Origin of the sequence: Wolbachia endosymbiont (group A) of Colletes cunicularius, from assembly GCF_964264715.1 — a bacterium.
Taxonomy (GTDB): Bacteria; Pseudomonadota; Alphaproteobacteria; order Rickettsiales; family Anaplasmataceae; genus Wolbachia.
Genome location: NZ_OZ183471.1, coordinates 1,497,622 through 1,521,096, shown reverse-complemented (window position 1 = coordinate 1,521,096; position 23,475 = coordinate 1,497,622). Strand labels below are relative to the sequence as shown.

The window sequence follows — 23,475 nt, the reverse complement described above, 5'->3', positions numbered from 1 at the left end:
TATAATGAAAGTATTGTAATTTAAAGCAAATCAATGACTATTGCAATTCACGAATTAGAAAGGATCATCAAACAATCGTTCCCCGACGCTGATATAAAGGTTCATGACCTTGCTGGAGATGATGATCATTATCATTTAAAAATAACCTCCAAGCGCTTTCTTGGAAAGACAAAAATAGAACAGCATAAAATGGTATATAAAGCTCTGGAAGGTCAGTCTATACACGCCTTGCAACTGGAAACTAATACTTAAAAATAAGGTGAATTTATGAGCAGTTTTGAACAAATAAAAAAAGATATAGCGGAAAATGATGTGGTGTTGTACATGAAAGGCACTTCTGATTTTCCTCAATGCGGATTCTCTGGACTCGTCGTGTCAATCCTAAAAAAATTGAACGTGAAGTTTAAGTATATTAACGTGTTGGAGAATGATGAAATACGTGAATCTATAAAAAAGTTTTCTGATTGGCCAACAATTCCACAATTATATATAAAGGAAGAATTTATCGGTGGTTGCAACATCACTCGCGAGATGTACGAAAAAGGCGAACTGCAAAATTTATTGAAGGAAAAAAAAATTATTGCGGAATAAGTACCAAGAAACCAGTGCCCAGACGCTGGGATTGGTATAACGTAGTATAAGCTATGAAAAAGGATCTTATGTCTTAAACCTTATCACCAGGCTTAACAAATAGGTGGCCCAATACTATTAACTTTATGGGTTTACCTTCGTTATTTGCTACTATCCAAACCCCATCGCTCTCATGATCAACAATTTCTATTGGTACAAATATTACATAATTATTGTCATCAACAATCTTTATTCCAAGAGCACCCTCGTCACTTAAGCTCAGGGCTGAAGAAGGAACTTTATATGCAAATCTTTCGCCTGAAGGTAGTCTTACGTTGGCAGTTAGTCCCTGCAAGGATATCATTTTATTATTAATTACCTTTACCTCTACCCTATAAGACCCAGTTTTAGGCTCAGCAATTTTACTAATAAAACTTACTTCACCTGCCAATTCTTTTCCGTCCAGTAAACTAATTTGAGCTGTGCTGCCTAGCTCTATTTTATTTACTTCATTTTCCGAAACGTATAACACCACAAGAATTTGATCGAAATCAACCACGTCAGCTATTTTTTGCCCAGCATTAACAAAATCCCCTTCGTTTGCATTGATTTTATCAATATAACCATCTATAGGAGATTTGACTGCAGTATTTTCTAAATCCAATTCTAGCCTTTTTAGGTCAGCTTTTGCACTTTGTAACGCAGTAAAAGCTGCTTCTACTTGTATTTGTGCTCCATAGCCTGTTTTATTCAGTTTGTGAGAGGAATCATACTCAATTTCACGCTGCTTTAATAAAGCTTTGGCTTTCTGAGCTTGCTCAATCCTGTCATAATCTTCTATCTTTAACACTACATCATCTCTTTTTACCTTTTCACCATCAGGTAAATAAATAGCAATAATCTTACCACTTATTTTTGAGACAAGGCTAGCTCTATGTAAGGGATTTACTGTACCAGAAAAATTTAAATATATAGTGCGGTTTTGCGGCGCACATTCTTGAGTTTTTACTGAAAAGCTACTAGTTGCATTATCACTATGAACCGCCTGATCTTTTTTTAAAAATGCACTGCTGATAAAAAACAGTAGAATAAAAGCAATACTAGAAATGATGATTACTTTATTTCTCATCTTTAAACAATAGAATTTGTTGACTAATTTTGTTAGAAACAACTGCATAAATTTTCGAATCAGAAATGTAAGTATAATACATGCACCATTGTCACTCCATAAATAGTTTTATATGAGAACAAACACAAGAGTATGTCATTTTCCTACAATAAGTAAGTTTTTTATTGCTAAGATGCAATTTTTAATCGAATAAAAATGTAAATAAAGTCGTGCATAAGACTGAAAATTCCCATCAAATGATATTATGGGAATAAGAATATAAAATTACTGTAACAAAACTAAATATATATTTAAATAGAGTTTTAACGCTCCATTAAAGGGATACCCAATTGGGAGAGTAGGTCAGTGGAACTTCCCCACCAGCCGCTCGCAGAACCTTACTATTACCCACAAGTATAGAATGAATGAGCAAGTCTCCATCCTTCTGCTAAATCAAAGAGACGTTTCCATCCCTTCCACAAAGCTATAGGGCCTGGTTCTAAGTCATTTTTGCGAGCTAAAAACCCTCCTAACTTGGCCACCCACCTCACAATTTCTCTTATAGGTGGTGGAGTCTCAGGATAGTTTTTTGTCTTAAGCATTTTGGTATATAAAACCTTCCATTCGTCATCAGTCAGTATGACAGTGCAAGAAAGATTCGGATTTGTTCTAGCTACCAATGTGATAAAAAATATTCTCCATGCAATTATACTCATAATTGTAAGAAAGCGGATCAATCTATCTGCTGTTTGGAGCCTACATTCTTCAACTTTAAGACCGGATTTCAAAATTTTATGAAAAACCTCTATTCTCCATCTTAAGCAATACCATTGTATTTTTTCTACTGCTTCTTCAAAATTATTAATATTTATATTTGTTAACAAAATCCAGTTCATGGGCTCTTCGCCAAATGGGGGATATTTTTCTATAACATAGACAGCATTTAAATTTAAATTAGGAAGTTTTTGCGTTTTACGTCTAGCGTTGTTTTTTGATGCATTCATCACAAAGTTACTAAACTTTACTTCTAAAACTGTTGTTCTTTGAGGTTTGTTATCGCAAGCAGGAATACTCACTTGTATTTCTCCTTGGCAAGACATGCGATTCATCAAATCCCACAATCTTTCACCACCTTTTTCAGAATAAGTCGACTTCTTGTTTACTGTTCTGTTTTGATTTCCTCTTACTACAAAAAGAGATTGATTAGTGGAAGCAACTTCAAATAAATCATAAATATCTGCTTCTCTATCACAAACGGTAACTACCTTAACATCCTTTAATCCAGGATGTTTAGTAGAGTCTTTAAGTGATGCTATCCACCGTATGCTTTCTTTCTCTTCTATGGGAAGAGCAGTATTATGGCTTCTTCTTTTCAACTCCTTTAGGTCTTCAGCTAAGGGAGGTCTAGTACTAATTTTTTGATCCAATAATCCTATAGGTAGTCCTTCTGTTGTAACTGCAAACGTTGTATGCATCACTAATCCATGGGTTTTAAAATTAGTTGTTTTATAGCTAACCGAAATAAGGTTTCCTCAAAGGAGTGTAAAAAGGTATAATACTGCTTTAATTAAGGTAGAATGATGGCAAAGCCATATAGTGAGGACCTGAGAGCCTGTCTTCAAACTCAAGAATGAGCTAATTTGTGAAGCATAATAGTGATCATATTAAAGAAGATGTTGTTTTTTGAAGTGAGAGGAGAATGCTCATAATCCTTACTCATACGTCTAAAATTGGAGAGCCAAGCAAAGGTTCTCTCAACAATCCAACGTTTGGGAATAACCTGAAATCCTGTATCAACTATTTTCTTGGTAATCGTCAATAAACATCCAGTTTCCAATAAGCAGAGGTTTTGCAATTTACCTGTGTATCCTTGATCAGCAAAAAACTTATGTAATGTTGGAGCTTTGCATTTGGCTTGAAGGGAATGTTCAAAAAAGTGTGTCAAACCGCATTTTTAGTTCAACTCAATTTTCAATCTATCTGGAAAGAAAATATCAAGTTGAGACATAGTTAAAGCCCAATTAGGCAGAGCCATAGTCCATTTTTGCTCTACCTTCTTTATAGCACAATATACCTGTTTATACAAGGCATTTGTGCTGGTAAATGAGCCCTTGGTTTTAGTGAATTTTCTGATCTGTCTGTGCAGCCCCTCAATTGGATTTGTGGTGTAAATTAGCCTTCTAACTGGGCTAGAATACTTGAAATAACCAGATAAATTTTCCCAATTGTTCTGCCACGATTTTATAACTAAAGGATACTTTTCTCCCCATTTTTCTTCCAGCTCAAGTAAGTAATTTTCAGCAATTTCTTTACTTGTAGCACGATATATTTTTTTCAAATCATTCATGAAAACTTTCACATCTTTGCTGGATACATATTTTAGTGAATTTCTTATCTGATGCACTATACATAGCTGTACTTCTGCTTTAGGAAACGCACTATTTATAGCTGCAGGAAAGCTTTTTAGCCCATCTACACATGCAATCAGAATATCTTCTACTCCTCTTTCTTTGAGGTCATTTAGCACTCCCAACCAAAAGTTAGCTCCTTCACTTTCAGCCAAATAAAAGCCCAGGACTTCTTTTCTGCCATTTTGGTCTATGCCCAATATATTGTACATACATTTACTTACGCAATGTCCATTCTCTTTGACCTTAAAGAACATCCCATCCATAAATACTATCGGGTATACTGATTGCAGTGGACGACTACGCCATTCATTGATTATAGGCAGTAATTTGTCGGTAATACTTTATATCTCTGCCGCCGATATTTTGTGATCATAAATTTCCTCAACGTGTGACGCTATATCTCTATAGCTCATACCACTGGCAAATGTGCTCAAAATCTTCGTTTCAAGCTCTGGATGTAAGCTTGTTTGCCTTTTTTTGACTATTTGCGGCTCAAAACTTCCTTCTCTATCCCTTGGCGTCAAAAGTTCAAATGAACCGGCACTTGTCCGTAAAGTCTTTCCATTTCTCCCATTTCTTCGATTATTCTCTTCACTTTCAGCTAATAAGTGGTTTTCTATTTCACCTTCCAAACTTGCCTCCAGCAGCTTTTTTATAAATGGTGTTAATGCTCCCTCCCTTCCTGTCAACGGTCTTCCTTCTCGTATAGACGACAGGATATTTGTTTCCAACTCTTTATAATCTACCAATCCGTTAGTTCTGTTTACTACTTTCTGACTCATTGTCAAACCTCCATTTTTTTATATCAATTTATTACTTTTTTTTCGGTTTGACACACTTTTTTGAACATTCCCAACTCATCTGCTGAGGAGATGTTAAGGAGTTTCTGTGGACAATGTAATAGCCCTGTACAGGAGAGTAATTCTCCAGAGCATGAAGAAGTCAGTGCATCCTCTGCTTCACCTGCTACAGAAGGTCCGGAAACTAGTGTTAATCCAGATCCTTTATCAACCTAATCAACCCCATATATATGTTTTTTTTGTACCCATGCTTTAAGTTTTTGGGTGGAAAGAAAGCACCATTCTTCATTGCATTTTTCTATTTTCATTACAACGAACTTGTCTATTTTCATAGTAATCTTGCTGTCTACACTCTGTTTTTGATATCCATAAGTATCTTCTTTTATCATTGCGTGGTGCTTATCACTAAGCAGATTGCCTTTTATCCATCCGCAGTCTTCATCTATATCGCAGACCTTTTTCCAACTCTCAAACTCTTCTATCACTTTCAGGGGCAGATTTTTGCAAGTGTATATCCATTTTACAGGATAGTGAAACCCTGGCCCCGTTCTCATGTTGATTTTATTTGATTTGGTTGAAACAAAGTTATTAGCAAACAAGCTATGGCTAAATAATAAAAACAATAGGATAATAGTACTGAACCAAGATCCCAGTGTCACGCACTGGGATGACGTGAGGGATAGTGTAACAGACTTATTCATCATAATTCACGATTAGATTGACATAAGATAAAGAGTAAATTAAAAATTGAATAGATCTTTAAATGCAAAATCAATGCCTATAGAAATATTAATGCCTGCTCTTTCACCGACAATGAGCAAAACTGGAGGAAAAATTGTAAAGTGGCATAAAAAAGAACAAGATAAAGTTGAAGTAGGCGATGTAATTGCTGAGATAGAGACTGATAAAGCCATAATGGAGTTTGAATCTGTGGATGAAGGAGTTTTAGCGAAAATTTTAGTAACAGAAGGAACAAGTGGCGTGCCTGTAAATCAACCGATAGCTTTAATGCTGGAAGAAGGAGAAGATGAAAGTGCACTCGGTAACTATGTTTCAGCTTCTGCTACCAATATTGAAGCTAAGAAAGAAGTTGGAACCAATCCCTCAGTGCCATCCAATTCCTCAATCAACCCTCCAATGTCATCTAACCCTTCAATGTCATCCCAGTGCTTGTCACTGGAATCCAACTCCTCAATGTCATCACAGTGCTTGACACTGGGATCTAGAAAAGAAGAAGATACTAAGACAACAGAAGGTAGAATAAAAATAAGCCCATTAGCTAAGAAAATAGCTCAAAATGAAGGGGTTAATGTGCAGCAATTAAAAGGTACAGGACCATATGGTCGCATAATTAAGGCTGATGTGTTGGAGTCTTTAGGTAGTGGTACACGCATTGAAAGTCGTGAAAGGCCCGAGGAAGATACCGTGGTTGAAGTAAGCAATATGCGCCAAGTGATAGCACAGCGCTTAACTGAATCCAAACAGAATGTTCCACATTTTTATTTAACTGTAGACTGCCAGGTTGATAAGTTAATATCGTTAAAAAACGAGATTAGCTCAGCAGATGAAAATAACAAAGTAACAATTAATGACCTAATCATAAAAGCTGCAGCTTTCAGCATGAAAAAATTTCCTGATATAAATTCTTCGTGGATAGATAATAAAATACTTAAATACTCGAATGTAGACATTTCAATCGCTGTGGCACTTGAAGATGGGCTAATTACTCCTATAGTAAAAAATGCTGATAAAAAGGGTATTTTATCTATATCAAAAGAAGTGAAAGATTTAGTAAGCAGAGCAAGATCTGGAAAATTAAGGCCAGAAGAATTTCAAGGAGGTGGGTTTACTATTTCCAATTTAGGAATGTTTGGTATAAAAGCCTTCAGTGCTATAATCAATCCGCCGCAATCTTGCATTATGGCAGTTGGTGCATCCAAAAAACAACCAATTGTTATGAATGAGAAAATAGAGATAGCAGAAATAATGACAGTAACACTTTCTGTTGACCATAGAGCAGTTGATGGAGCATTAGGAGCAAAATTTTTAAATGCCTTTAAGCATTATATAGAGAGTCCTCTGGCGATGCTTATTTGAAACCTATTAACGCGAATTCTGGATTAAGGAAGGAAGAAAGTATAGGAAATAGAAGGTTTTGTGGATTTGATGGAATAGGAAATGAGAGTAGAAAAGATATGAACCAAAAAATTAACAGGGGATCTATGGCGAGTGTGTTCAATTTCTAGTCTATTTTTTAGGTAACCAAAAACAGTCTCAATGATAGACCTTTTTCTCAGTAAAATCTTCTCATTTAACGAAATCAATGTATTTTTCATACCTTTTTTCACGTTGGTAACAAGTTTCAAACCTCGGTCAAACAGCTTCTGAAAAAGCTCTTTTGCAATATAACCTTTGTCACCAAACAAAAGACCGATTAATTTTTCCGTCAGATTTGGCACAGGTATCCTATCATCAACATTGCCTTTTGTTAGCGTAAGTGCATGAATTTCAACATTTTCATTGATTACCATATGTAATTTGAAACCAAAAAACCAGCCGTAAGTGCTCTTGCTTAATTTTGCAATTCCAGCAAAAACTTTGTTTTTGGATATTCTTTTTGCATGACAAACTGCAATGGGAGTTGTGTCTATATATGAAATTCCAGTGTTTTCTGACTGTCCACAAAGCCAATGCAACAACATTGCTAAATGCCACAAAACCCTAGGCTTTAGAGCAACAAACCTGGTATATGAAGGTAACTTTGGAAACTCTGATTTGTAGAGCAACGTTAGGTAATGTAGATAGAAAGTTTTACACGGAGATTGTTGATATAGCAGGATTATTGTCATGATTTCGGAGTGCTCAATTTCCGTTGTTCTTGTGGGGTTTTTACCATTTGGCAGTAGTTTATCTGCAAAACTTTTCTCTATAGCTAACCGAAGTAAGATTTCCCCGAGAGCTGAAAGACAAAATCAATAGCCGAATTAATATTGGGCCAAAAGCTTGGCAGCACTTTTCTTATGGCATGCTTAATGGCAAACCAGAACTTCTCAATCGGATTTAAATCCGGTGAGTATGGCGGCAAGAACAAAATTTTACACCCAACATTTTCTATCAAATTTTTCGTTCTTGCAGATTTATGAAAGCTTGCATTATCGAGAACAATAGTCTGTCCAGGTTTTAATATAGGAACAAGTATATTTTCTACATAAGCATCAAAAATCTCGCTGTTGCAGTAGCTCTCAATTACCCAGGAAGCTTTAACTTTTCCCTCATTTAGTGCTCCTATTATGCTTACCCTCTTTCTTTTAGAGCCTGTCTTCAAACTAAGTAGAAAGGAGTTAAGAAGTGTGTTATAAGATATATTTTAAATGTACCCAAGCGATATAAGTAACAAAGAATGGAAGATAATAGAGCTATATTTTGAACCTAAAAAGACCGGTAGACCAAGAAAACATAGTATTAGAACAATTATTAACGCAATCCGCTATATGATGAGAACAGGATGTCAATGGAGACAACTGCCTAAAGATTTTCCACCATGGAAAACAGTGTATAGTTGTAATTAGCGATTGAAAAAAAGTGGAATATGGCAAGAGATTCATGATTTTCTAGTTAAAAAAGTAAGAGAGATAATTGGTAAGAATGAAACTCCATCAGTGGGAATAATAGATAGCCAATCAGTAAAAACTACTCAAAAAGGGGATCCAGAGGATATGATGCTGGCAAGAAAGTAAAGGGTAGAAAGCGCCACATCGTTGTAGATACTGTAGGTCTTGTAATTGCTGCTGAAGTACAAAGTGCAAGCATTCAGGATCTTGATGGTGCACTAAATCTTTTTGTTCAAGCCAAATGCAAAGCTCCAACATTACATAAGTTTTTTGCTGATCAAGGATACACAGGTAAATTGCAAAACCGCTGCTTATTGGAAACTGGATGTTTATTGACGATTACCAAGAAAATAGTTGATACAGGATTTCAGGTTATTCCCAAACGTTGGATTGTTGAGAGAACCTTTGCTTGGCTCTCCAATTTTAGACGTATGAGTAAGGATTATGAGCATTCTCCTCTCACTTCAAAAAACAACATCTTCTTTAATATGATCACTATTATGCTTCACAAATTAGCTCATTCTTGAGTTTGAAGACAGGCTCTAAGAAAGTTGCTCCACCTGTTCCTCCGAAATCTTCCCAAGCTAAATTTGCTGGAATAAAAGCGATTTTTGAGCGAAATGCATCTCATTCCCAAGCAAATGATAGTAATAAAACAGTAAGTAGCAATCTTGGAAGAACATTTGGCCCAACAATGCAAAAACTCATGAAAGACAATATTCATGTAAGCGTTAGCACTTCTAACAAACAACGCCGTGATTCAGGGGATAGTGGTATCAGTGATGCTAGTAGCAGCACTTCTGATGATGAGGATAGAACAATAAAAGATAAAATGATGGAAAATGTTAAGCAGGATAACCATCAAAAAAGCTTTGATTTACATCAAGTACAAGCAACTGATGAATTAGAAACCGTAAAATTCCTCAAAGCACTAAGCAAGAAAGAAAGAGAAAACCTAGGTTTTTCTCCTAAACAGCAAAATAACCAAAAGGTTGAGACTAGCAAAAAAACTTACAATCCACTTGATTGGAATCCAATCTATCAAGGTAAAAAGCGCTTTAGCTTAGACAATATGTCGAGTAATTCGTCTTCATGTAGTGAAAAAAGCAATATTTCAGATATAAGCGATAAGTCTAATAATTCAAACATTGTCAGATGTAATATTACTAGGAGTAACAGTAAGGAAGACCTTCGTAAACCTGATGCTTCACATAATGACAAATCTGCAGGTAAAAAATTATCTAATGTCAACGTAAGCAAATTAATCAGAAAGTTTGAACAAGGTAATAATATAGTAAAGGGGCGTTAATCAAATATTACCCTATCTTTGTATATGCAAAGGTAGGGTATCTTTTCAAAATATTATATCCTTTATAGCTTTGTTAATTTTTGATTCCTTCTCTGCAAAAGCAGCTTCTAGAGAGGTTTTAAGTTTTTCCCATTCCTCTTGACCATTTAGAATTAAAGATTTATATTCATTTTCAATTTTTTCCAATGCTCTTTGATATGAGGAATCTAACTCCTCATACAAATCAGTATTTACTGATTGCAGTATTACCAAAAACGAAAACAAATTTGGAGCAGGTAATTCTTCTCTTGTGTAATTCAGAAAACACAGCTTTATTTTTTTTACGCAGTATTCTATTGTTTTTAACGATAGTAAAAGGCTTTCTGCATAAAATATAAAACTATCTACAATCAAATTTTTTGACTTTTTCGGTAATTTAATATTTTCAAATAGTTCTTTTGTAAATTTTTCTATCGGTTGCTTCGGTAAATGTAAAGAGAGATCAGTAAAAGATTTTAGGTCAAAATTTGGTCCAAGTATCGTGCTAATGGCTTTATGCACATTGCTCTTATCTTTGCTTACAGAAATAATGAAAACCAGCCCCTCCACATCAAGCATATACTTTATAGATTCCAAAAAATCGACAACAAATTTAGGGCGGCACACATCAAGATTATCCACCATTATATAAATGTTTTTGTCTTTTCTAATTCTATTAACTACTTTTGCCAATTGTGTTTTAAAATCCTTAATGTTTTCTTCTCTTCTTTGAAGAGTATTCAACTCTCTCAGTACAGAACCAATATCTTTCCTATCAGCCTCTTTTGTAGCGTCAAGCAATACGGAAAGCATAGCAAGTGGAGATTTACTGATCAGCTTTCCTAGTGTGTTTAGAGAAAATAGTTCTTGGTTTATGTTCTTGAACTGTTGTATAACGCTTCTTTTTACTTCATACGATGCAAATAAATCTTCAAATAGAAAATTTAAAAAAGAAGGAAGTGGTTGATCCAGTGCATTGATATCCCATGCGTTATAGTAAGCTGCAATTCCATTTTGCTGTTTTAACTCTTTTACCCACTCTTTCAGAAAAAACGTCTTACCCCATCCATCATATCCTTCTAAAGATATTATTGTAAAAGACTGATCAATCGTTTTTACTATAGTGCTGAACTTATTCGTAAATTGCTTATAGTTTAGACGGTCATTTTCCCAAGCCGCCACTTGAAGTTGTGGCGCTGTTTCTTTCTTCTTGAACGTTATTAACGATACAAGTTTTTTTAAGCACATACCTTATTTTATATTTAACTCATATTCTTGTCTTGAAGTGAGGGCTGCTTTTAACGTTCCTTCATCTAGGTAGTCAATTTCTCCGCCCATTGGTATGCCGCAAGCAAGACGTGATATTTTCACATTCAAGCCTTTTAGCAATTCAATTATATATTGTGCAGTAACTTGACCCTCTAATGTCGGATTAATTGCAATAATTATCTCTTCAACTTTAGATTTTGTCACTCTTTCCAGAATAGTATCAAGATTAAGTTCTTTTGGACCTATGCCATTTATCGCAGATAATCTGCCCCCCAAAACATGGTATAAACCTGAATATATATTTCCTTTTTCAAACGCCCATAGATCACCCAATTCTTCTACTACACACAGTAACTTAGTGTCACGTTTTGGGTTAGTACAAATAGAACAAGGTGATTTAGTATCTAGATTTCCGCAAATCTCACATTCTACTATAAGATCTGCTAGCTCTTTAATCAAAGATACAAGTGGTAGCATAACTTTCTCTTTGTTTTGGAGTAAATGTATAACCAACCTGCGTGATGATGATGGTCCTAAACTTGGCAATTTAGAAAAAGCATGAACTAGATTCTTTATGTTAATGTTCATTCAATAAATTCAGAATAGTTCATCAAATGGTAACATCAAACCCTTTGTAAAGAAAGTGGTAAGTTTCTCTTGATCCCACTTTGATTAGCTATAGAAAAAATTTTTTACTCTAATGCAAAAAATTACTTCCGCACACTTAAAGCCTGATTATAATAGACTTCTTGCATAACCATATAACAAACTTTTATTGGGAATAGAAACGAAAAACTTACTTGACAAACTCCGCCAGCCCCCTTATCATGACAGTGAAGCTATTTATTTATCTTCTCTGTACAGATTAAATGACAAAAAAACTCACGTATCTGGCGTCTCATGTTTAATTTTTTGCACTATTTGCACCTTATGTCTTTATAAAATTTCTGGGTTTTTACCCAAATAAGCTGAAACGCGCTTATAAAGCGTTTAAAACATAAAAAAACGCCAACTTAAAAAATGGATAGTGAATAACTAGCTACCCTAGGGTTTCTTTTGCCTTTTTTTCTCTTTAGTAAATTTCTTAACGTTTATAATTTAGATTAGTTGCGGCTTAAAAGCAACTGAATCGCAACGTTTAGAATAAAAAAACGCCATACTTGAAAGTATAATGTAAGTAACTAGCCAACCATTGGGCTTCTTTTGCTTTTTTTTTTATTTGGTAAATTCCTTAATATTTATAACGTGAATTCTGGATTAAAGGAGAATAGAAGAGGCAAGAAAACAGGGTAAACTCAGCAGTGATAAAAAAATAGATGAGGTTACCCATGGAAGATATAACAAAACTGTTTTGTTTGGTCGATGATTTTTGCAGAGATATAGAGAAAAATTTTGCAGATAAACTACTGCCAAATGGTAAAAACCCCACAAGAACAACGGAAATTGAGCACTCCGAAATCATGACAATAATCCTGCTATATCAACAATCTCCGTGTAAAACTTTCTATCTACATTACCTAACGTTGCTCTACAAATCAGAGTTTCCAAAGTTACCTTCATATACCAGGTTTGTTGCTCTAAAGCCTAGGGTTTTGTGGCATTTAGCAATGTTGTTGCATTGGCTTTGTGGACAGTCAGAAAACACTGGAATTTCATATATAGACACAACTCCCATTGCAGTTTGTCATGCAAAAAGAATATCCAAAAACAAAGTTTTTGCTGGAATTGCAAAATTAAGCAAGAGCACTTACGGCTGGTTTTTTGGTTTCAAATTACATATGGTAATCAATGAAAATGTTGAAATTCATGCACTTACGCTAACAAAAGGCAATGTTGATGATAGGATACCTGTGCCAAATCTGACGGAAAAATTAATCGGTCTTTTGTTTGGTGACAAAGGTTATATTGCAAAAGAGCTTTTTCAGAAGCTGTTTGACCGAGGTTTGAAACTTGTTACCAAGGTGAAAAAAGGTATGAAAAATACATTGATTTCGCTAAATGAGAAGATTTTACTGAGAAAAAGGTCTATCATTGAGACTGTTTTTGGTTACCTAAAAAATAGACTAGAAATTGAACACACTCGCCATAGATCCCCTGTTAATTTTTTGGTTCATATCTTTTCTACTCTCATTTCCTATTCCATCAAATCCACAAAGCCTTCTATTTCCTATACTTTCTTCCTTCCTTAATCCAGAATTCGCGTTTGAGCGGGACTCAGTGGATCATCCACGATGATGAAATCACCACCTTCACCGGTTAGTGTTCCTCCAACTGATGTTGCGATTCTGTATCCTCTCTGCACTGTTTGAAATTTGTATTTTGTATTCTGATCTTTGGATAGTTCTACTTCTGGAAATAGCTTTCTATACCAACTAGACTGCATTACGCACCTGGTATCGAGCGAGTGTTTTTCGCTGAGCAGCCGAGAGTAACTTGCAACTATTATTCTTGCGGTTGGCTGATTCCCAAGTATCCATGCAGGCCACGCAACACTCACACATATGGACTTCATTGAACGCGGAGGCATATTGAATATTATTCGCCTCATTTTGCCAACATTTGCCGCTTCAAGTCTGTCTGCTATGACTTTTATATACTGATAATTATTATACCCACACCCCGGTACTACCGTTTGAAAGCATAACTCGATGAATTCTAAAAAGTTGATTTTGTCCATGATATAATGTTGAAACCAGTGCCTCCTTCTCCTGTCATGCCAGTGCCCTGACTACTTGGATCCAGTTTAGCTATAAACATTAAGAAATTTACCAAACGAAAAAAAGGCAAAAGAAACCCTAGGGTAGCTAATTATTCACTATCCATTTTTTAAGTTGGCGTTTTTTGATGTTTTAAATGCTTTATAAGCGTATTTCAGCTTGTATAGGTAAAAACCTAGAAATTTGATAAAGACATAGAGTGCACATAGTGCAAAAAATTAAACATGAGACGCCAGATACGTTGAGTTTTTTTGTCATTTAATCTGTACAGAGAAGATAAATAAATAGCTTCATCTTTATGATAAGGGGGCTGGCGGAGTTTGTCAAGCAAGTTTTTTCGTTTCTCAACGCGCTGCCAAATTATTATGCAAGAAGTCTATTGAAATCGCGTATATCAATCGTTGCAAAATCACACAATTGCTCTGTAGAGCTATGCCCTGTAATAATTACTATACCATTTTGCTCAGAGCGTATTGAGATTAGGTTCAGCACTAATTCACACGTTGCACTATCAAGATTACAAAATGGTTCATCTATCAGCCAAACGTTTGCATTAGAAATCAAGAGGCGAGCAAGCGCAACTCTTCTTTTCCAGCCTGCAGAAAGTTCGCCATATCTAATATTAAGTACAGATTGCAACTGCAAGCAACAAACAGCTGCCACAATCAATTCCCTAGTATTTCGTATTCCTGCCCAGAATTCTATGTTTTGAGCAACAGTTAAGCTATCTTTACAGGCATTCTTATGGCCTATATAGACCATAGAAGGTATATAGGATTTTGGATCATCATATATGTCTTTTCCGCAGTACCTTATATTGCCTGATACCGGCGGTAAAAGTCCAGATAAACTTCTAATTAAGCTGGTTTTACCACTACCATTTGGACCAGTGATTAGAATCTTTGATTTTGGCTCAGCTTTAAAACTGAGATGTTTAAATAATACTTTGTTATTACGAGCGCAGGATAAATTTTCACATTCGAGCATGAATTATCTGCCCTTCCCCTTATGTTTACCTTGAGTTGAAGCCTGAGCTTTTACAAACAGCTCCCAAAATCCTTTCTGTCCGCCTTCTCTATGTATCAATTGCGCAAAACGCTGCATTAAACCATTACCCATCATAACCATCTTTGTCCATTTACCTACCAGTTTTGCTATGTCAACTATTTCTGGATCTTCTTTATAAACTTGCACATCTTTTTGTTTCTCGCGTAGCGTTTCTTGTTGTTTCATCAACTCTTTTTGCTTATTTTTTTGATATAATTCATTGAATTTTCTGTCTTCTTCCCACTCTTCTTTAAAAACTTTTCTAGGAAATATGATTTTTCTAATGCGATTTTTGTATATTTTTCTCAAAAAGAGAAATACTGCAGCTACAGCAAGTAATGTTACGCTATATAATATAATCTGTGTAAGTGGCATTTCCTGTATCTAATTCATTAAAAATACCCTTACTATTGTACCATAATTATAGAAATTGTGCAATTTCTTTGCGGGTAAAGGCAGTATAAAAGTAATACTGCTCTATTTCGTAAATTGGACAAATATCTGAGAATGGGCTTGTATGTAGTAAGGTTTATTTCTATACTTTTTAAAGAATTTAGAAGTGAAACAAATATGAACTGCTATAAGACTCACACGTGCAATGAATTAAGGAAGAATGATGTAGGAAAGGAAGTTACCCTCTCTGGATGGTTATACCGTAAGCGCGATCACGGTAACCTAATCTTTGTTGATTTAAGAGACTTCTATGGAATCACTCAACTAGTATTGAATAATGACAAAGACTTTTTTGATGAGACATCAAATTTAAAATTGGAGAGTATAATTACTGTTACAGGAATAGTTGAAGCTAGAACTGAAGATACGGTAAACAGCTCTATCGCAACCGGAGAAATTGAGGTTGTAGTTAGCAATTTGCACGTTGAATCGGAAGTTGAGTTCCACTGTAATGAAGAAATAGCAAAAGAAGAAAGAAGTATATTAGCGAGCATTGCTGGCGAACAAGAATACCCAGAAAATATGAGATTTAAATATCGTTTTCTTGATTTAAGGCGAGAAAACACCCGCAACAATATTATTCTGCGCTCACAAATTATTGCAGAACTCCGCAAGCTCATGATAGAGCAAGGGTTTTTGGAAATTCAGACTCCAATACTTACTGCTTCGTCCCCTGAAGGTGCACGTGATTATTTGGTGCCAAGCAGACTAAATCTTGGTAAATTTTATGCATTGCCGCAAGCTCCACAGATTTTTAAGCAATTGCTCATGGTTTCAGGGTTTGATAAATATTTTCAAATTGCACCGTGTTTCCGTGACGAAGACGCAAGGGCTGACCGTTCTCCGGGGGAGTTTTATCAACTAGATCTTGAAATGTCTTTTGTGACTCAAGAAGACATCTTTCAGATTATTGAGTCTACCTTATATAAAGTGTTTGCTAAATTTTCTCGTAAGTCTGTCGATAAAGATTTTCCACGTATTACATATAAAGAAGCAATGCTCAAGTATGGTTCTGACAAGCCAGATCTGCGCAATCCATTATTAATCAGCGATGTTACAGAAATTTTCCGTGATTCAGGGTTCAATATTTTCAAAAGCAATATTGAGCGCGGTATGGTAGTGAGAGCCATCCCTGCACCTAAAACAGCAGAGGAACCACGCAGCTTCTTTGATAAAAAGATAGAACATGCGCAAAGAGAATTCGGTGCTAAGGGTCTTGGATATATAACGTTTGATAAAGATGGAACTGCGAAAGGACCGATTGCTAAATTCCTTGATGACAATAGGCTAAATTCCATAAAAGAAATAACGGATATAAAGCATGGAGACAGCGTGTTTTTTGCTTCTGACAAAGAGAATGAGGCAGCAACAATTGCAGGAAAAGTGCGCACTCTTTTAGGGTCAGAATTAGGTCTTATAGATGATAATATCTTCAAGTTTTGTTGGATCATTGATTTTCCCTATTTTGTATATGACGATAAAAGTAAAAAAATAGATTTCTTTCATAACCCATTCTCCATGCCACATGGCGGCTTGAAAGGTTTAGAGGACAAAAATCCACTGGATATCCTTGCTTACCAATACGATCTTGTTTGCAATGGAATAGAACTGTCAAGCGGGGCGATTCGCAATAATAAACTGGATATCATGTATAAGGCCTTTGCCATTGCAGGTTATAGCCGGGGAGAAGTTGATACAAAATTTGGTGCGCTTGTGCGTGCATTCAGGTTCGGAGTGCCGCCTCATGGCGGAATAGCACCAGGGGTTGACAGAATGGTTATGCTGCTTGCTGATGAGCCAAATATTCGTGAAGTAATCTGTTTTCCTATGAATCAGCAGGGTGAAGATGTTCTAATGGGCGCCCCTTCCAAAGTGGACAATAAACACTTACGTGAACTGTCTTTGCAGATCATTGAGTGAAAAATCTTATAGCAAGGAGCACCGGTTAATGATATATTAGGTTATGTTAAATTGAAAGACCATGAATAATATCCAAAAAGCAATACTATCGGGCATGATCTGTAACATGATTGTGTGGTATGAAATCACTCTTTTTGGAGTATTAACAGATACAATCATCAACGTTTTTTTCCCATCAGAAGATCATTATTTGAGTACACTCAAATTCCTTGGTGTTTTTGCAATTGGTTTTGCGTTTAGACCAATTGGTGCAGTAATTTTTGGTTACATGGGAGATAAGTATGGCAGAAGAAAGACTTTACTTACTTCAGTAATATTAATTTCAATATCATCCACAATTATGGGAATTATACCTGGGTATAAAGAAATAGGGTTGCTTTCACCTGTATTGCTTGTGTTTTGTAGAATAGTGCAAGGAATAACTGCAGGAGGTGAAACAAGCATTAATACAGCATTTACGATAGAGCATTCAAAAGATAAAAAAAATCTAGGTTTCTTAGGAAGTATGAAGCCCTTTAGCGGAGCCCTTGGAACGCTCTTATGCATAACAATGATATTTATCTGCAAAAGAGTTACAGGTGAGAACTATGAAATATGGGGATGGAAGTTGCTTTTTTATTTTTGCTTTTTTTTGGGGACAATAGGTTTTTTAACTAGGTACACATTAAAAGAAAGCTTAGCATATAAAACTAATAAGTATGCTGATAATTTATCACGTTCACCACTGTTAGAACTAATAAGAAACTATAAAAGACCGCTTATCATTTCAATTAATCTGGGGATTGCTCAGAATGCGATTGTCTACGCAGCAATAATGTTTTATAATGTATCAATAAAAGAGCTAGTTATTCTATCTATTAGTATTAAAGATTTAATGAGGATAGTAATACAGATTGTATTTGCAGTATCTGCAGTACTTTTTGCAATTCTATCTGATAAAGTTGGAAGAAAGCGTGTAATGGTTCCTATACTAATAATACTATCTTTAATTGGTTTATTTGTGTTACTATTATTGTCTTCTATCAACCACTACGTTGTAATAATAACTTACTTATTGATTACTATACCAGTAGGCGCATCTTTTGGAATGTATGGCTCTATTATTTGTGAACTATTCCCAACAAAAGTTAGATGCATCGGTGTAAGTTTAGCAAATAATATATCTGCAGGAATTTTTGGTGGCCTCTCTCCATCCATATGCATGTGGCTTATAGAAAAAACCGAAACAAAACTTGCAGCAGGCATTTATCTTACTGTCTGCGCATTAATTAGCCTGATATCTATGCTTCAAATCAAAGCCAAAGACAAAAAAGTTGATTGGTGAAATCGTTTCAGTCGAAAAATAGCGCTCCAATAGACTTTTCAATGTGCTTAGGGATAGGAGCGGTAATAGTGGTTTCTTTATTGTTTGGTAATTTTAAAGATAAAGAATGCGAATGAAGGTGAATTTTATTTGCTACCCCATTAATGAAAGCTTTTTTACCACCGTATTTACCGTCACCAAGAATAGGGCAATTTATATGAGCTAAATGTGCACGTAACTGATGGGTCCTGCCGGTAATTGGTTGTAATTTTAAATAAGCGACATTATGTTCTAACCTTGCTATAATTGAAAAATGCGTAGTGGCATTCTGAGGTGAATTTTCATCAACGACCACTTTTTCTTGACCTGAAACATATTTTTTCACCAATGGATAGTCTATTGTTCCACTATCCTTGCTCGGTATGCCAGAAGTCAATGCCAAGTAAGTTTTTTTTACCCTTCGTCCTTTAAATTCCTCCATAAGGTATCTGGCAACACTAGCATTGCGTGCGAATATTATCACTCCACTCGTATCTCTATCCAGCCTATGGACAATTTTAAATGTTTCTTCCTCTCTTATTTGGTCAAGCAAATCACTAATGCTAATCTTTACTTTTACACCACCTTGAACAATGACCCCTGCGGGTTTGTTTATAGCTAGTATATATTCATCTTCATATAATATGTTCTCTCTTAGTAGATTCACTAACTTTTCATTATATTTGCGATCAGAATTAGCGTTCTCAATATAATTCAAGTGCTTCAGCGTTATAGTTTGTCCAGAATTTACTCTATCACTAGACTTTGCTTTGCAATCATCAACTTTGATTAACCCTTTCCTTAAAGATTTTTCAATTACAGATTGCTTTAGATCAGGAAAGATTCTTCTGATGTACCTATCCAGCCTAACGTTATCGTCTTTTACTGATATGGTTTTTATATTCTCCATTACTTTATTTGGATGTATGCTAATATCAACTGTTTGCATGACATAAAATAAAGTATAGCACAAGATATAAACCCTTCGGCTACATGTGCTATTTATTTAGTAGATTAAATATGAAGTTTAAAACTCTGCTGTCAACTTCCTGCAAAACTAGTGAAAACCAAACTTGCTTAAAACCACTTAATTAGTTATAGTCGTAAGTTTGAGGTACAGTAAAATGAAAGCTTTTGTCCCTTTGATTATTTTTTTAATCTTGTACCTTGGAAGTGGTGCTTATTTTTCTTTTATCGGAACTGATAATCCACTTCATCAGGTTTCACCAGTAATCTGCTTGTTACCAGCGCTATTTTTTGCTGTCTCACGTGGTACAAATAAAATTCAGCATAACATCGATACTGTTATCAAGGGCATGGGTGACAAAAATACCCTTACTATGTGTTTAATTTTTTTATTTTCTGGAGCATTTTCTGCGGTTACTCAATCAATTGGTAGCGCAGACACTGTTGCTAATTTAATTCTTAATTTCCTTCCAGCAAGATTAATGCTGCCTGGAGTATTTTTGGCTTCTGCTTTTATTTCAACTGCAATTGGTACATCTATGGGAGTTGTTGCGCTGATGGTACCTATAGCTGTCAATCTGGCAAAAAGTGGAGCTTTTGGCCTTGAAATAGGAACTGCAACTGTAGTAGGTGGTGCCGTGTTTGGTGACAACCTCTCAATGATATCTGATACCACCATTGCATCTGTTTCTTCACAGGGAGCTTCAGCAAAAGATAAACTTAAAATAAACTCTAAGGTTGCATTTACTGCAGGTATTATAACACTCACCTATCTGGCAGTGATTTCAAGTAGTACAAAAATTATTTCTATATCAAATTTAGATTATTATTCTATAATAAAAATTATTCCTTATATTTCTTTAATAATCATGGGGCTGCTTGAAGTCACCACTTTAGTAACAATAACTGTAAACATAATTATTGCTGGTATGCTAGGAATAGCTTTTTTTGATTATGCCATCGTTCAATTTCCTCATGACGTGTACGACGGTTTCAAAAAAGTAAACGAAATAGTGATATTTGCTCTATTTATCGGTGGGTTGAGCCATATAATGTACAAACAAGGTCAAAAAGCGTTGCATAAACTCATCGATGAAAGCAATATCACAAAAACTAAAGCTGAATTTTTGATAGCAGGAATTGCGTCTATGTTTACTACCTTAGTTGCCAATAATACCATTGCTATTTTACTAAGTGGTGGCATTGCAAAAAGACTCGCACAGAAACACGATATTGTACCATACCGCAGTGCATACTTATTAGATGTTTTTGCTTGTGCTACAAAAGGCATCTTACCTTATGGTTCTCAACTATTGCTAGCAGGAAGTATAGCTTCTGTATCACCTGTTTCTTTATTAACACAGGTATATTACTGCTTTATTCTAGCGGCAGTTACAATAGGCGAAATAATCATCAACAGCAGAAAAGAGAAACATTGTGCGGCTGCAACTTAGAGTTTCTCTTTTTTTACCCATAAGGAACGGAATTACTTGACAAGCTTCGCCAGCCCCCTTATCATGAAACTGAAGCTATTTATTTATCTTCTCTGTACAGATTAAATGACAAAAAAACTCAACGTATTTGGCGTCTTATGTTTAATTTTTTGCACTATGTGCACTCTATGTCTTTATCAAATTTCTAGGTTTTTACCTATACAAGCTGAAATACGCTTATAAAGCATTTAAAACATCAAAAAACGCCAACTTAAAAAATGGATAGTAAATAACTAGCTACCCTAGGGTTTCTTTTGCCTTTTTTTCTGTTTAGTAAATTTCTTAATGTTTATAATTTAGATTAGTTGCGGCTTAAAAGCAACTGAATCGCGGTTATTAAACGTTTAGAATAAAAAAACGCCATACTTGAAAGTATAAGAGCCTGTCTTCAAACTCAAGAATGAGCTAATTTGTGAAGCATAATAGTGATCATATTAAAGAAGATGTTGTTTTTTGAAGTGAGAGGAGAATGCTCATAATCCTTACTCATACGTCTAAAATTGGAGAGCCAAGCAAAGGTTCTCTCAACAATCCAACGTTTGGGAATAACCTGAAATCCTGTATCAACTATTTTCTTGGTAATCGTCAATAAACATCCAGTTTCCAATAAGCAGAGGTTTTGCAATTTACCTGTGTATCCTTGATCAGCAAAAAACTTATGTAATGTTGGAGCTTTGCATTTGGCTTGAACAAAAAGATTTAGTGCACCATCAAGATCCTGAATGCTTGCACTTTGTACTTCAGCAGCAATTACAAGACCTACAGTATCTACAACGATGTGGCGCTTTCTACCCTTTACTTTCTTGCCAGCATCATATCCTCTGGATCCCCTTTTTGAGTAGTTTTTACTGATTGGCTATCTATTATTCCCACTGATGGAGTTTCATTCTTACCAATTATCTCTCTTACTTTTTTAACTAGAAAATCATGAATCTCTTGCCATATTCCACTTTTTTTCAATCGCGAATTACAACTATACACTGTTTTCCATGGTGGAAAATCTTTAGGCAGTTGTCTCCATTGACATCCTGTTCTCATCATATAGCGGATTGCGTTAATAATTGTTCTAATACTATGTTTTCTTGGTCTACCGGTCTTTTTAGGTTCAAAATATAGCTCTATTATCTTCCATTCTTTGTCACTTATATCGCTTGGGTACATTTAAAATATATCTTATAACACACTTCTTAACTCCTTTCTACTTAGTTTGAAGACAGGCTCTCAGGTCCTCACTATATGGCTTTGCCATCATTCCACCTTAATTAAAGCAGTATTATACCTTTTTACACTCCTTTGAGGAAACCTTATTTCGGTTAGCTATAGATCCCAGTGGGCTTTGTTGCATAGCAACGTAAGTTTTTTCCAGAGTAAACAATTTTATGCGACTATTTCAAATTTAGGCATACCAATTGCAGTAAATTTGTTCATTAAGTAGCATTTAATAAGTAGTTCCTTCTCTCTATTTGTCTCAGATTTATTCTTAAAACTAAACCCAAATATTCGCTTCAACCTTGAGAAAAATCCTTCAATATACGATCTTTTTCCGTAATTTACTTCTTCTTTCCATCTTTTTATACCATTCTCACCATGTAATTTCATTAACTGAATAGCGGCATTTCTATCAAGCATATAATCCAATTTTGGATGCTCTACTGCGTTGTTTTTCGGAGGAATTTTCGTTTTTATGCCATATTGATTACACAGCTTATAGAGCTTTTTTCTATCATATGCCCTATCTGCATATAGTGCTTTTATAGCATATTTAACATCAAATTTCCCCAATGCTCCATAGTGATCAGAGTAAACGCCATTACTGTATTTTGTAGCTATGACTTGTTTGCTTAACATTATGTGCAATTTTCTTACTTGTTTATAGCCGCGGTACTCTCTATCTTTGCTATTTTCTTTGCTGTGTGTTGTTGTATATACTAATTCCTGTACTGTCTATAGCAATTTCGATATCTTCCATGTTATTTTTATCAACTCTGCAATCATTGATCTTAATATCAAGTTTCTTTTGATGCTTGTGAATAGCTGCAAATCTCTTCCTATTTGTTGCAAATATCATTTTATAAACCCGACTGTTTGTCTTAAGCCAATTCTAAAAAGATTAACGATTATATGCACCAAAATCACAACTTTATCACTATAAATATAGTTGCTACCCTGCATTTTTGGCCCAATTTCATACCAATTTTCTATGGCTTCGTTGATATAATGAAAAATATTTCCTCTTTTTTCTAGAAATTTGTTATATTCTCTATGGTCACTGACTCTCATTTTTTGTGGCATATTTATCCTTAAATCGTCATTTTATAATGAATTTAGTCAGTAATCACTAGTTTTTCTGCTGCTATGCAACAAAGCCCACTGGGATCCAGATTGGATACTGAGTTGGTGAGTATAAAAGTATAGCTAACGCGAGCTCTGCGTCATGCCGC

At 35.2% G+C, this 23,475-nt stretch carries 28 protein-coding genes and 3 pseudogenes; 12 read left to right on the top strand and 19 right to left on the bottom strand.

The features are described from left to right. Positions 1–33 precede the first annotated feature (33 nt). Both ACFELZ_RS08990 and grxD read left to right on the top strand, forming a co-directional pair. A complete protein-coding gene (locus ACFELZ_RS08990) occupies positions 34–252 on the top strand; it encodes a BolA/IbaG family iron-sulfur metabolism protein (protein ID WP_096641415.1) in 219 nt (72 codons plus the stop codon). 15 nt (positions 253–267) lie between these two features. Continuing rightward, positions 268–591, top strand: coding sequence for a Grx4 family monothiol glutaredoxin (grxD, locus tag ACFELZ_RS08985; protein WP_375316201.1), 324 nt, complete (start codon positions 268–270; stop codon positions 589–591). 73 nt (positions 592–664) lie between these two features. Here the strand turns inward: grxD and ACFELZ_RS08980 are convergent, their stop codons facing one another. The 4 genes and pseudogenes from ACFELZ_RS08980 to ACFELZ_RS08965 form a co-directional block, all read right to left on the bottom strand. Continuing rightward, positions 665–1,747 carry an efflux RND transporter periplasmic adaptor subunit gene (locus ACFELZ_RS08980; RefSeq protein ID WP_264731670.1) on the bottom strand — a complete coding sequence of 361 codons (1,083 nt, stop codon included), beginning with the start codon at positions 1,745–1,747 and terminating at the stop codon, positions 665–667. A gap of 335 nt (positions 1,748–2,082) precedes the next feature. Continuing rightward, a pseudogene (locus ACFELZ_RS08975) lies at positions 2,083–3,195 on the bottom strand (IS4 family transposase); the annotation flags it as partial. A 107-nt stretch (positions 3,196–3,302) separates the two neighbouring features. After that, a complete protein-coding gene (locus ACFELZ_RS08970) occupies positions 3,303–3,623 on the bottom strand; it encodes a transposase (protein ID WP_375316200.1) in 321 nt (106 codons plus the stop codon). A 9-nt stretch (positions 3,624–3,632) separates the two neighbouring features. Further along, positions 3,633–4,871: pseudogene (locus ACFELZ_RS08965) on the bottom strand (IS256 family transposase). 90 nt (positions 4,872–4,961) lie between these two features. On the opposite strand from ACFELZ_RS08965, the gene ACFELZ_RS08960 reads away from it, so the two are divergent. Further along, positions 4,962–5,105 (top strand): hypothetical protein, encoded by a 144-nt coding sequence (locus ACFELZ_RS08960; protein ID WP_375316199.1) that lies wholly within the window; start codon positions 4,962–4,964, stop codon positions 5,103–5,105. On the opposite strand, the gene ACFELZ_RS08955 is transcribed toward ACFELZ_RS08960, so the two are convergent. Next, entirely contained in the window at positions 5,102–5,488 is a 387-nt protein-coding gene (locus ACFELZ_RS08955; protein ID WP_375316198.1) for an SH3 domain-containing protein, read from the bottom strand. The genes ACFELZ_RS08960 and ACFELZ_RS08955 overlap by 4 nt on opposite strands. Before the next feature lie 175 nt (positions 5,489–5,663). On the opposite strand from ACFELZ_RS08955, the gene ACFELZ_RS08950 reads away from it, so the two are divergent. Next, positions 5,664–6,986: a pyruvate dehydrogenase complex dihydrolipoamide acetyltransferase gene (locus ACFELZ_RS08950; protein WP_375316716.1), complete on the top strand. Its 1,323-nt coding sequence runs from the start codon at positions 5,664–5,666 to the stop codon at positions 6,984–6,986. A gap of 23 nt (positions 6,987–7,009) precedes the next feature. On the opposite strand, the gene ACFELZ_RS08945 is transcribed toward ACFELZ_RS08950, so the two are convergent. Continuing rightward, positions 7,010–7,738, bottom strand: a complete 729-nt coding sequence (locus ACFELZ_RS08945) for an IS982 family transposase (RefSeq protein WP_375316197.1) — start codon at positions 7,736–7,738, stop codon at positions 7,010–7,012. A gap of 83 nt (positions 7,739–7,821) precedes the next feature. Continuing rightward, positions 7,822–8,214, bottom strand: coding sequence for an IS630 family transposase (locus ACFELZ_RS08940; protein ID WP_375316196.1), 393 nt, complete (start codon positions 8,212–8,214; stop codon positions 7,822–7,824). A 46-nt stretch (positions 8,215–8,260) separates the two neighbouring features. Between ACFELZ_RS08940 and ACFELZ_RS08935 the strand changes: the two genes are divergently transcribed. The 4 genes from ACFELZ_RS08935 to ACFELZ_RS08920 are packed head-to-tail and all read left to right on the top strand — an operon-like array spanning position 8,261 to position 9,809. Beyond that, a complete protein-coding gene (locus tag ACFELZ_RS08935) occupies positions 8,261–8,458 on the top strand; it encodes a transposase (RefSeq protein WP_375315780.1) in 198 nt (65 codons plus the stop codon). Positions 8,459–8,461: 3 nt separating this feature from the next. Beyond that, complete coding sequence (locus ACFELZ_RS08930) at positions 8,462–8,626, top strand: hypothetical protein (protein ID WP_375315781.1); 165 nt, start codon at positions 8,462–8,464, stop codon at positions 8,624–8,626. Further along, positions 8,569–9,027: a transposase gene (locus tag ACFELZ_RS08925; protein WP_375316633.1), complete on the top strand. Its 459-nt coding sequence runs from the start codon at positions 8,569–8,571 to the stop codon at positions 9,025–9,027. Before ACFELZ_RS08930 ends, ACFELZ_RS08925 begins: the two co-directional genes overlap by 58 nt. A gap of 2 nt (positions 9,028–9,029) precedes the next feature. Then, positions 9,030–9,809 (top strand): hypothetical protein, encoded by a 780-nt coding sequence (locus tag ACFELZ_RS08920; RefSeq protein ID WP_375316195.1) that lies wholly within the window; start codon positions 9,030–9,032, stop codon positions 9,807–9,809. A 45-nt stretch (positions 9,810–9,854) separates the two neighbouring features. On the opposite strand, the gene ACFELZ_RS08915 is transcribed toward ACFELZ_RS08920, so the two are convergent. Then, the gene (locus ACFELZ_RS08915) at positions 9,855–11,075 is read right to left on the bottom strand and encodes a P-loop NTPase fold protein (RefSeq protein ID WP_375316194.1); all 1,221 of its coding nucleotides are present in this window, start codon (positions 11,073–11,075) and stop codon (positions 9,855–9,857) included. A gap of 3 nt (positions 11,076–11,078) precedes the next feature. After that, positions 11,079–11,678, bottom strand: a complete 600-nt coding sequence (recR, locus tag ACFELZ_RS08910) for a recombination mediator RecR (RefSeq protein ID WP_375316715.1) — start codon at positions 11,676–11,678, stop codon at positions 11,079–11,081. A gap of 746 nt (positions 11,679–12,424) precedes the next feature. On the opposite strand from recR, the gene ACFELZ_RS08905 reads away from it, so the two are divergent. Continuing rightward, entirely contained in the window at positions 12,425–13,285 is an 861-nt protein-coding gene (locus tag ACFELZ_RS08905; protein WP_375315786.1) for an IS982 family transposase, read from the top strand. 14 nt (positions 13,286–13,299) lie between these two features. Here ACFELZ_RS08905 and ACFELZ_RS08900 read toward each other — a convergent pair. From ACFELZ_RS08900 to ACFELZ_RS08885, 4 genes and pseudogenes are all read right to left on the bottom strand, one after another. Next, positions 13,300–13,773, bottom strand: a pseudogene (locus tag ACFELZ_RS08900) (terminase); the annotation flags it as partial. Next, positions 13,752–13,883 carry a hypothetical protein gene (locus tag ACFELZ_RS08895; RefSeq protein ID WP_375316193.1) on the bottom strand — a complete coding sequence of 44 codons (132 nt, stop codon included), beginning with the start codon at positions 13,881–13,883 and terminating at the stop codon, positions 13,752–13,754. The gene ACFELZ_RS08895 and the pseudogene ACFELZ_RS08900, both read right to left, overlap by 22 nt. A gap of 293 nt (positions 13,884–14,176) precedes the next feature. After that, positions 14,177–14,800, bottom strand: coding sequence for a heme ABC exporter ATP-binding protein CcmA (gene ccmA, locus ACFELZ_RS08890; RefSeq protein ID WP_375316192.1), 624 nt, complete (start codon positions 14,798–14,800; stop codon positions 14,177–14,179). A 3-nt stretch (positions 14,801–14,803) separates the two neighbouring features. Further along, positions 14,804–15,235 (bottom strand): hypothetical protein, encoded by a 432-nt coding sequence (locus tag ACFELZ_RS08885; RefSeq protein ID WP_375316191.1) that lies wholly within the window; start codon positions 15,233–15,235, stop codon positions 14,804–14,806. Positions 15,236–15,430: 195 nt separating this feature from the next. On the opposite strand from ACFELZ_RS08885, the gene aspS reads away from it, so the two are divergent. Together aspS and ACFELZ_RS08875 are read left to right on the top strand one after the other, a co-directional pair. After that, positions 15,431–17,233, top strand: a complete 1,803-nt coding sequence (gene aspS, locus ACFELZ_RS08880) for an aspartate--tRNA ligase (RefSeq protein ID WP_375316714.1) — start codon at positions 15,431–15,433, stop codon at positions 17,231–17,233. A 61-nt stretch (positions 17,234–17,294) separates the two neighbouring features. Continuing rightward, positions 17,295–18,557 (top strand): MFS transporter, encoded by a 1,263-nt coding sequence (locus ACFELZ_RS08875; RefSeq protein ID WP_375316190.1) that lies wholly within the window; start codon positions 17,295–17,297, stop codon positions 18,555–18,557. Between the two features lie 7 nt (positions 18,558–18,564). Here the strand turns inward: ACFELZ_RS08875 and ACFELZ_RS08870 are convergent, their stop codons facing one another. Continuing rightward, a complete protein-coding gene (locus ACFELZ_RS08870; protein WP_375316189.1) occupies positions 18,565–19,485 on the bottom strand; it encodes an RluA family pseudouridine synthase in 921 nt (306 codons plus the stop codon). 214 nt (positions 19,486–19,699) lie between these two features. Between ACFELZ_RS08870 and ACFELZ_RS08865 the strand changes: the two genes are divergently transcribed. After that, a complete protein-coding gene (locus ACFELZ_RS08865; protein ID WP_375316188.1) occupies positions 19,700–20,995 on the top strand; it encodes a Na+/H+ antiporter NhaC family protein in 1,296 nt (431 codons plus the stop codon). A 433-nt stretch (positions 20,996–21,428) separates the two neighbouring features. On the opposite strand, the gene ACFELZ_RS08860 is transcribed toward ACFELZ_RS08865, so the two are convergent. The 5 genes from ACFELZ_RS08860 to ACFELZ_RS08840 all read right to left on the bottom strand — a co-directional run bounded on the left by ACFELZ_RS08860 (position 21,429) and on the right by ACFELZ_RS08840 (position 23,326). Further along, on the bottom strand, positions 21,429–21,812 hold the full coding sequence (locus ACFELZ_RS08860; protein WP_375316621.1) for a transposase: 384 nt from the start codon (positions 21,810–21,812) through the stop codon (positions 21,429–21,431). A 17-nt stretch (positions 21,813–21,829) separates the two neighbouring features. After that, positions 21,830–22,195, bottom strand: coding sequence for a transposase (locus ACFELZ_RS08855; protein WP_375315821.1), 366 nt, complete (start codon positions 22,193–22,195; stop codon positions 21,830–21,832). A 216-nt stretch (positions 22,196–22,411) separates the two neighbouring features. Further along, entirely contained in the window at positions 22,412–22,882 is a 471-nt protein-coding gene (locus ACFELZ_RS08850; RefSeq protein ID WP_375316187.1) for a transposase, read from the bottom strand. Positions 22,883–22,931: 49 nt separating this feature from the next. Beyond that, positions 22,932–23,102: a hypothetical protein gene (locus ACFELZ_RS08845; protein ID WP_375316186.1), complete on the bottom strand. Its 171-nt coding sequence runs from the start codon at positions 23,100–23,102 to the stop codon at positions 22,932–22,934. Then, positions 23,099–23,326 carry a transposase gene (locus tag ACFELZ_RS08840; RefSeq protein WP_375316185.1) on the bottom strand — a complete coding sequence of 76 codons (228 nt, stop codon included), beginning with the start codon at positions 23,324–23,326 and terminating at the stop codon, positions 23,099–23,101. The genes ACFELZ_RS08845 and ACFELZ_RS08840 overlap by 4 nt, the downstream gene beginning before the upstream one ends. Positions 23,327–23,475: the final 149 nt, after the last annotated feature.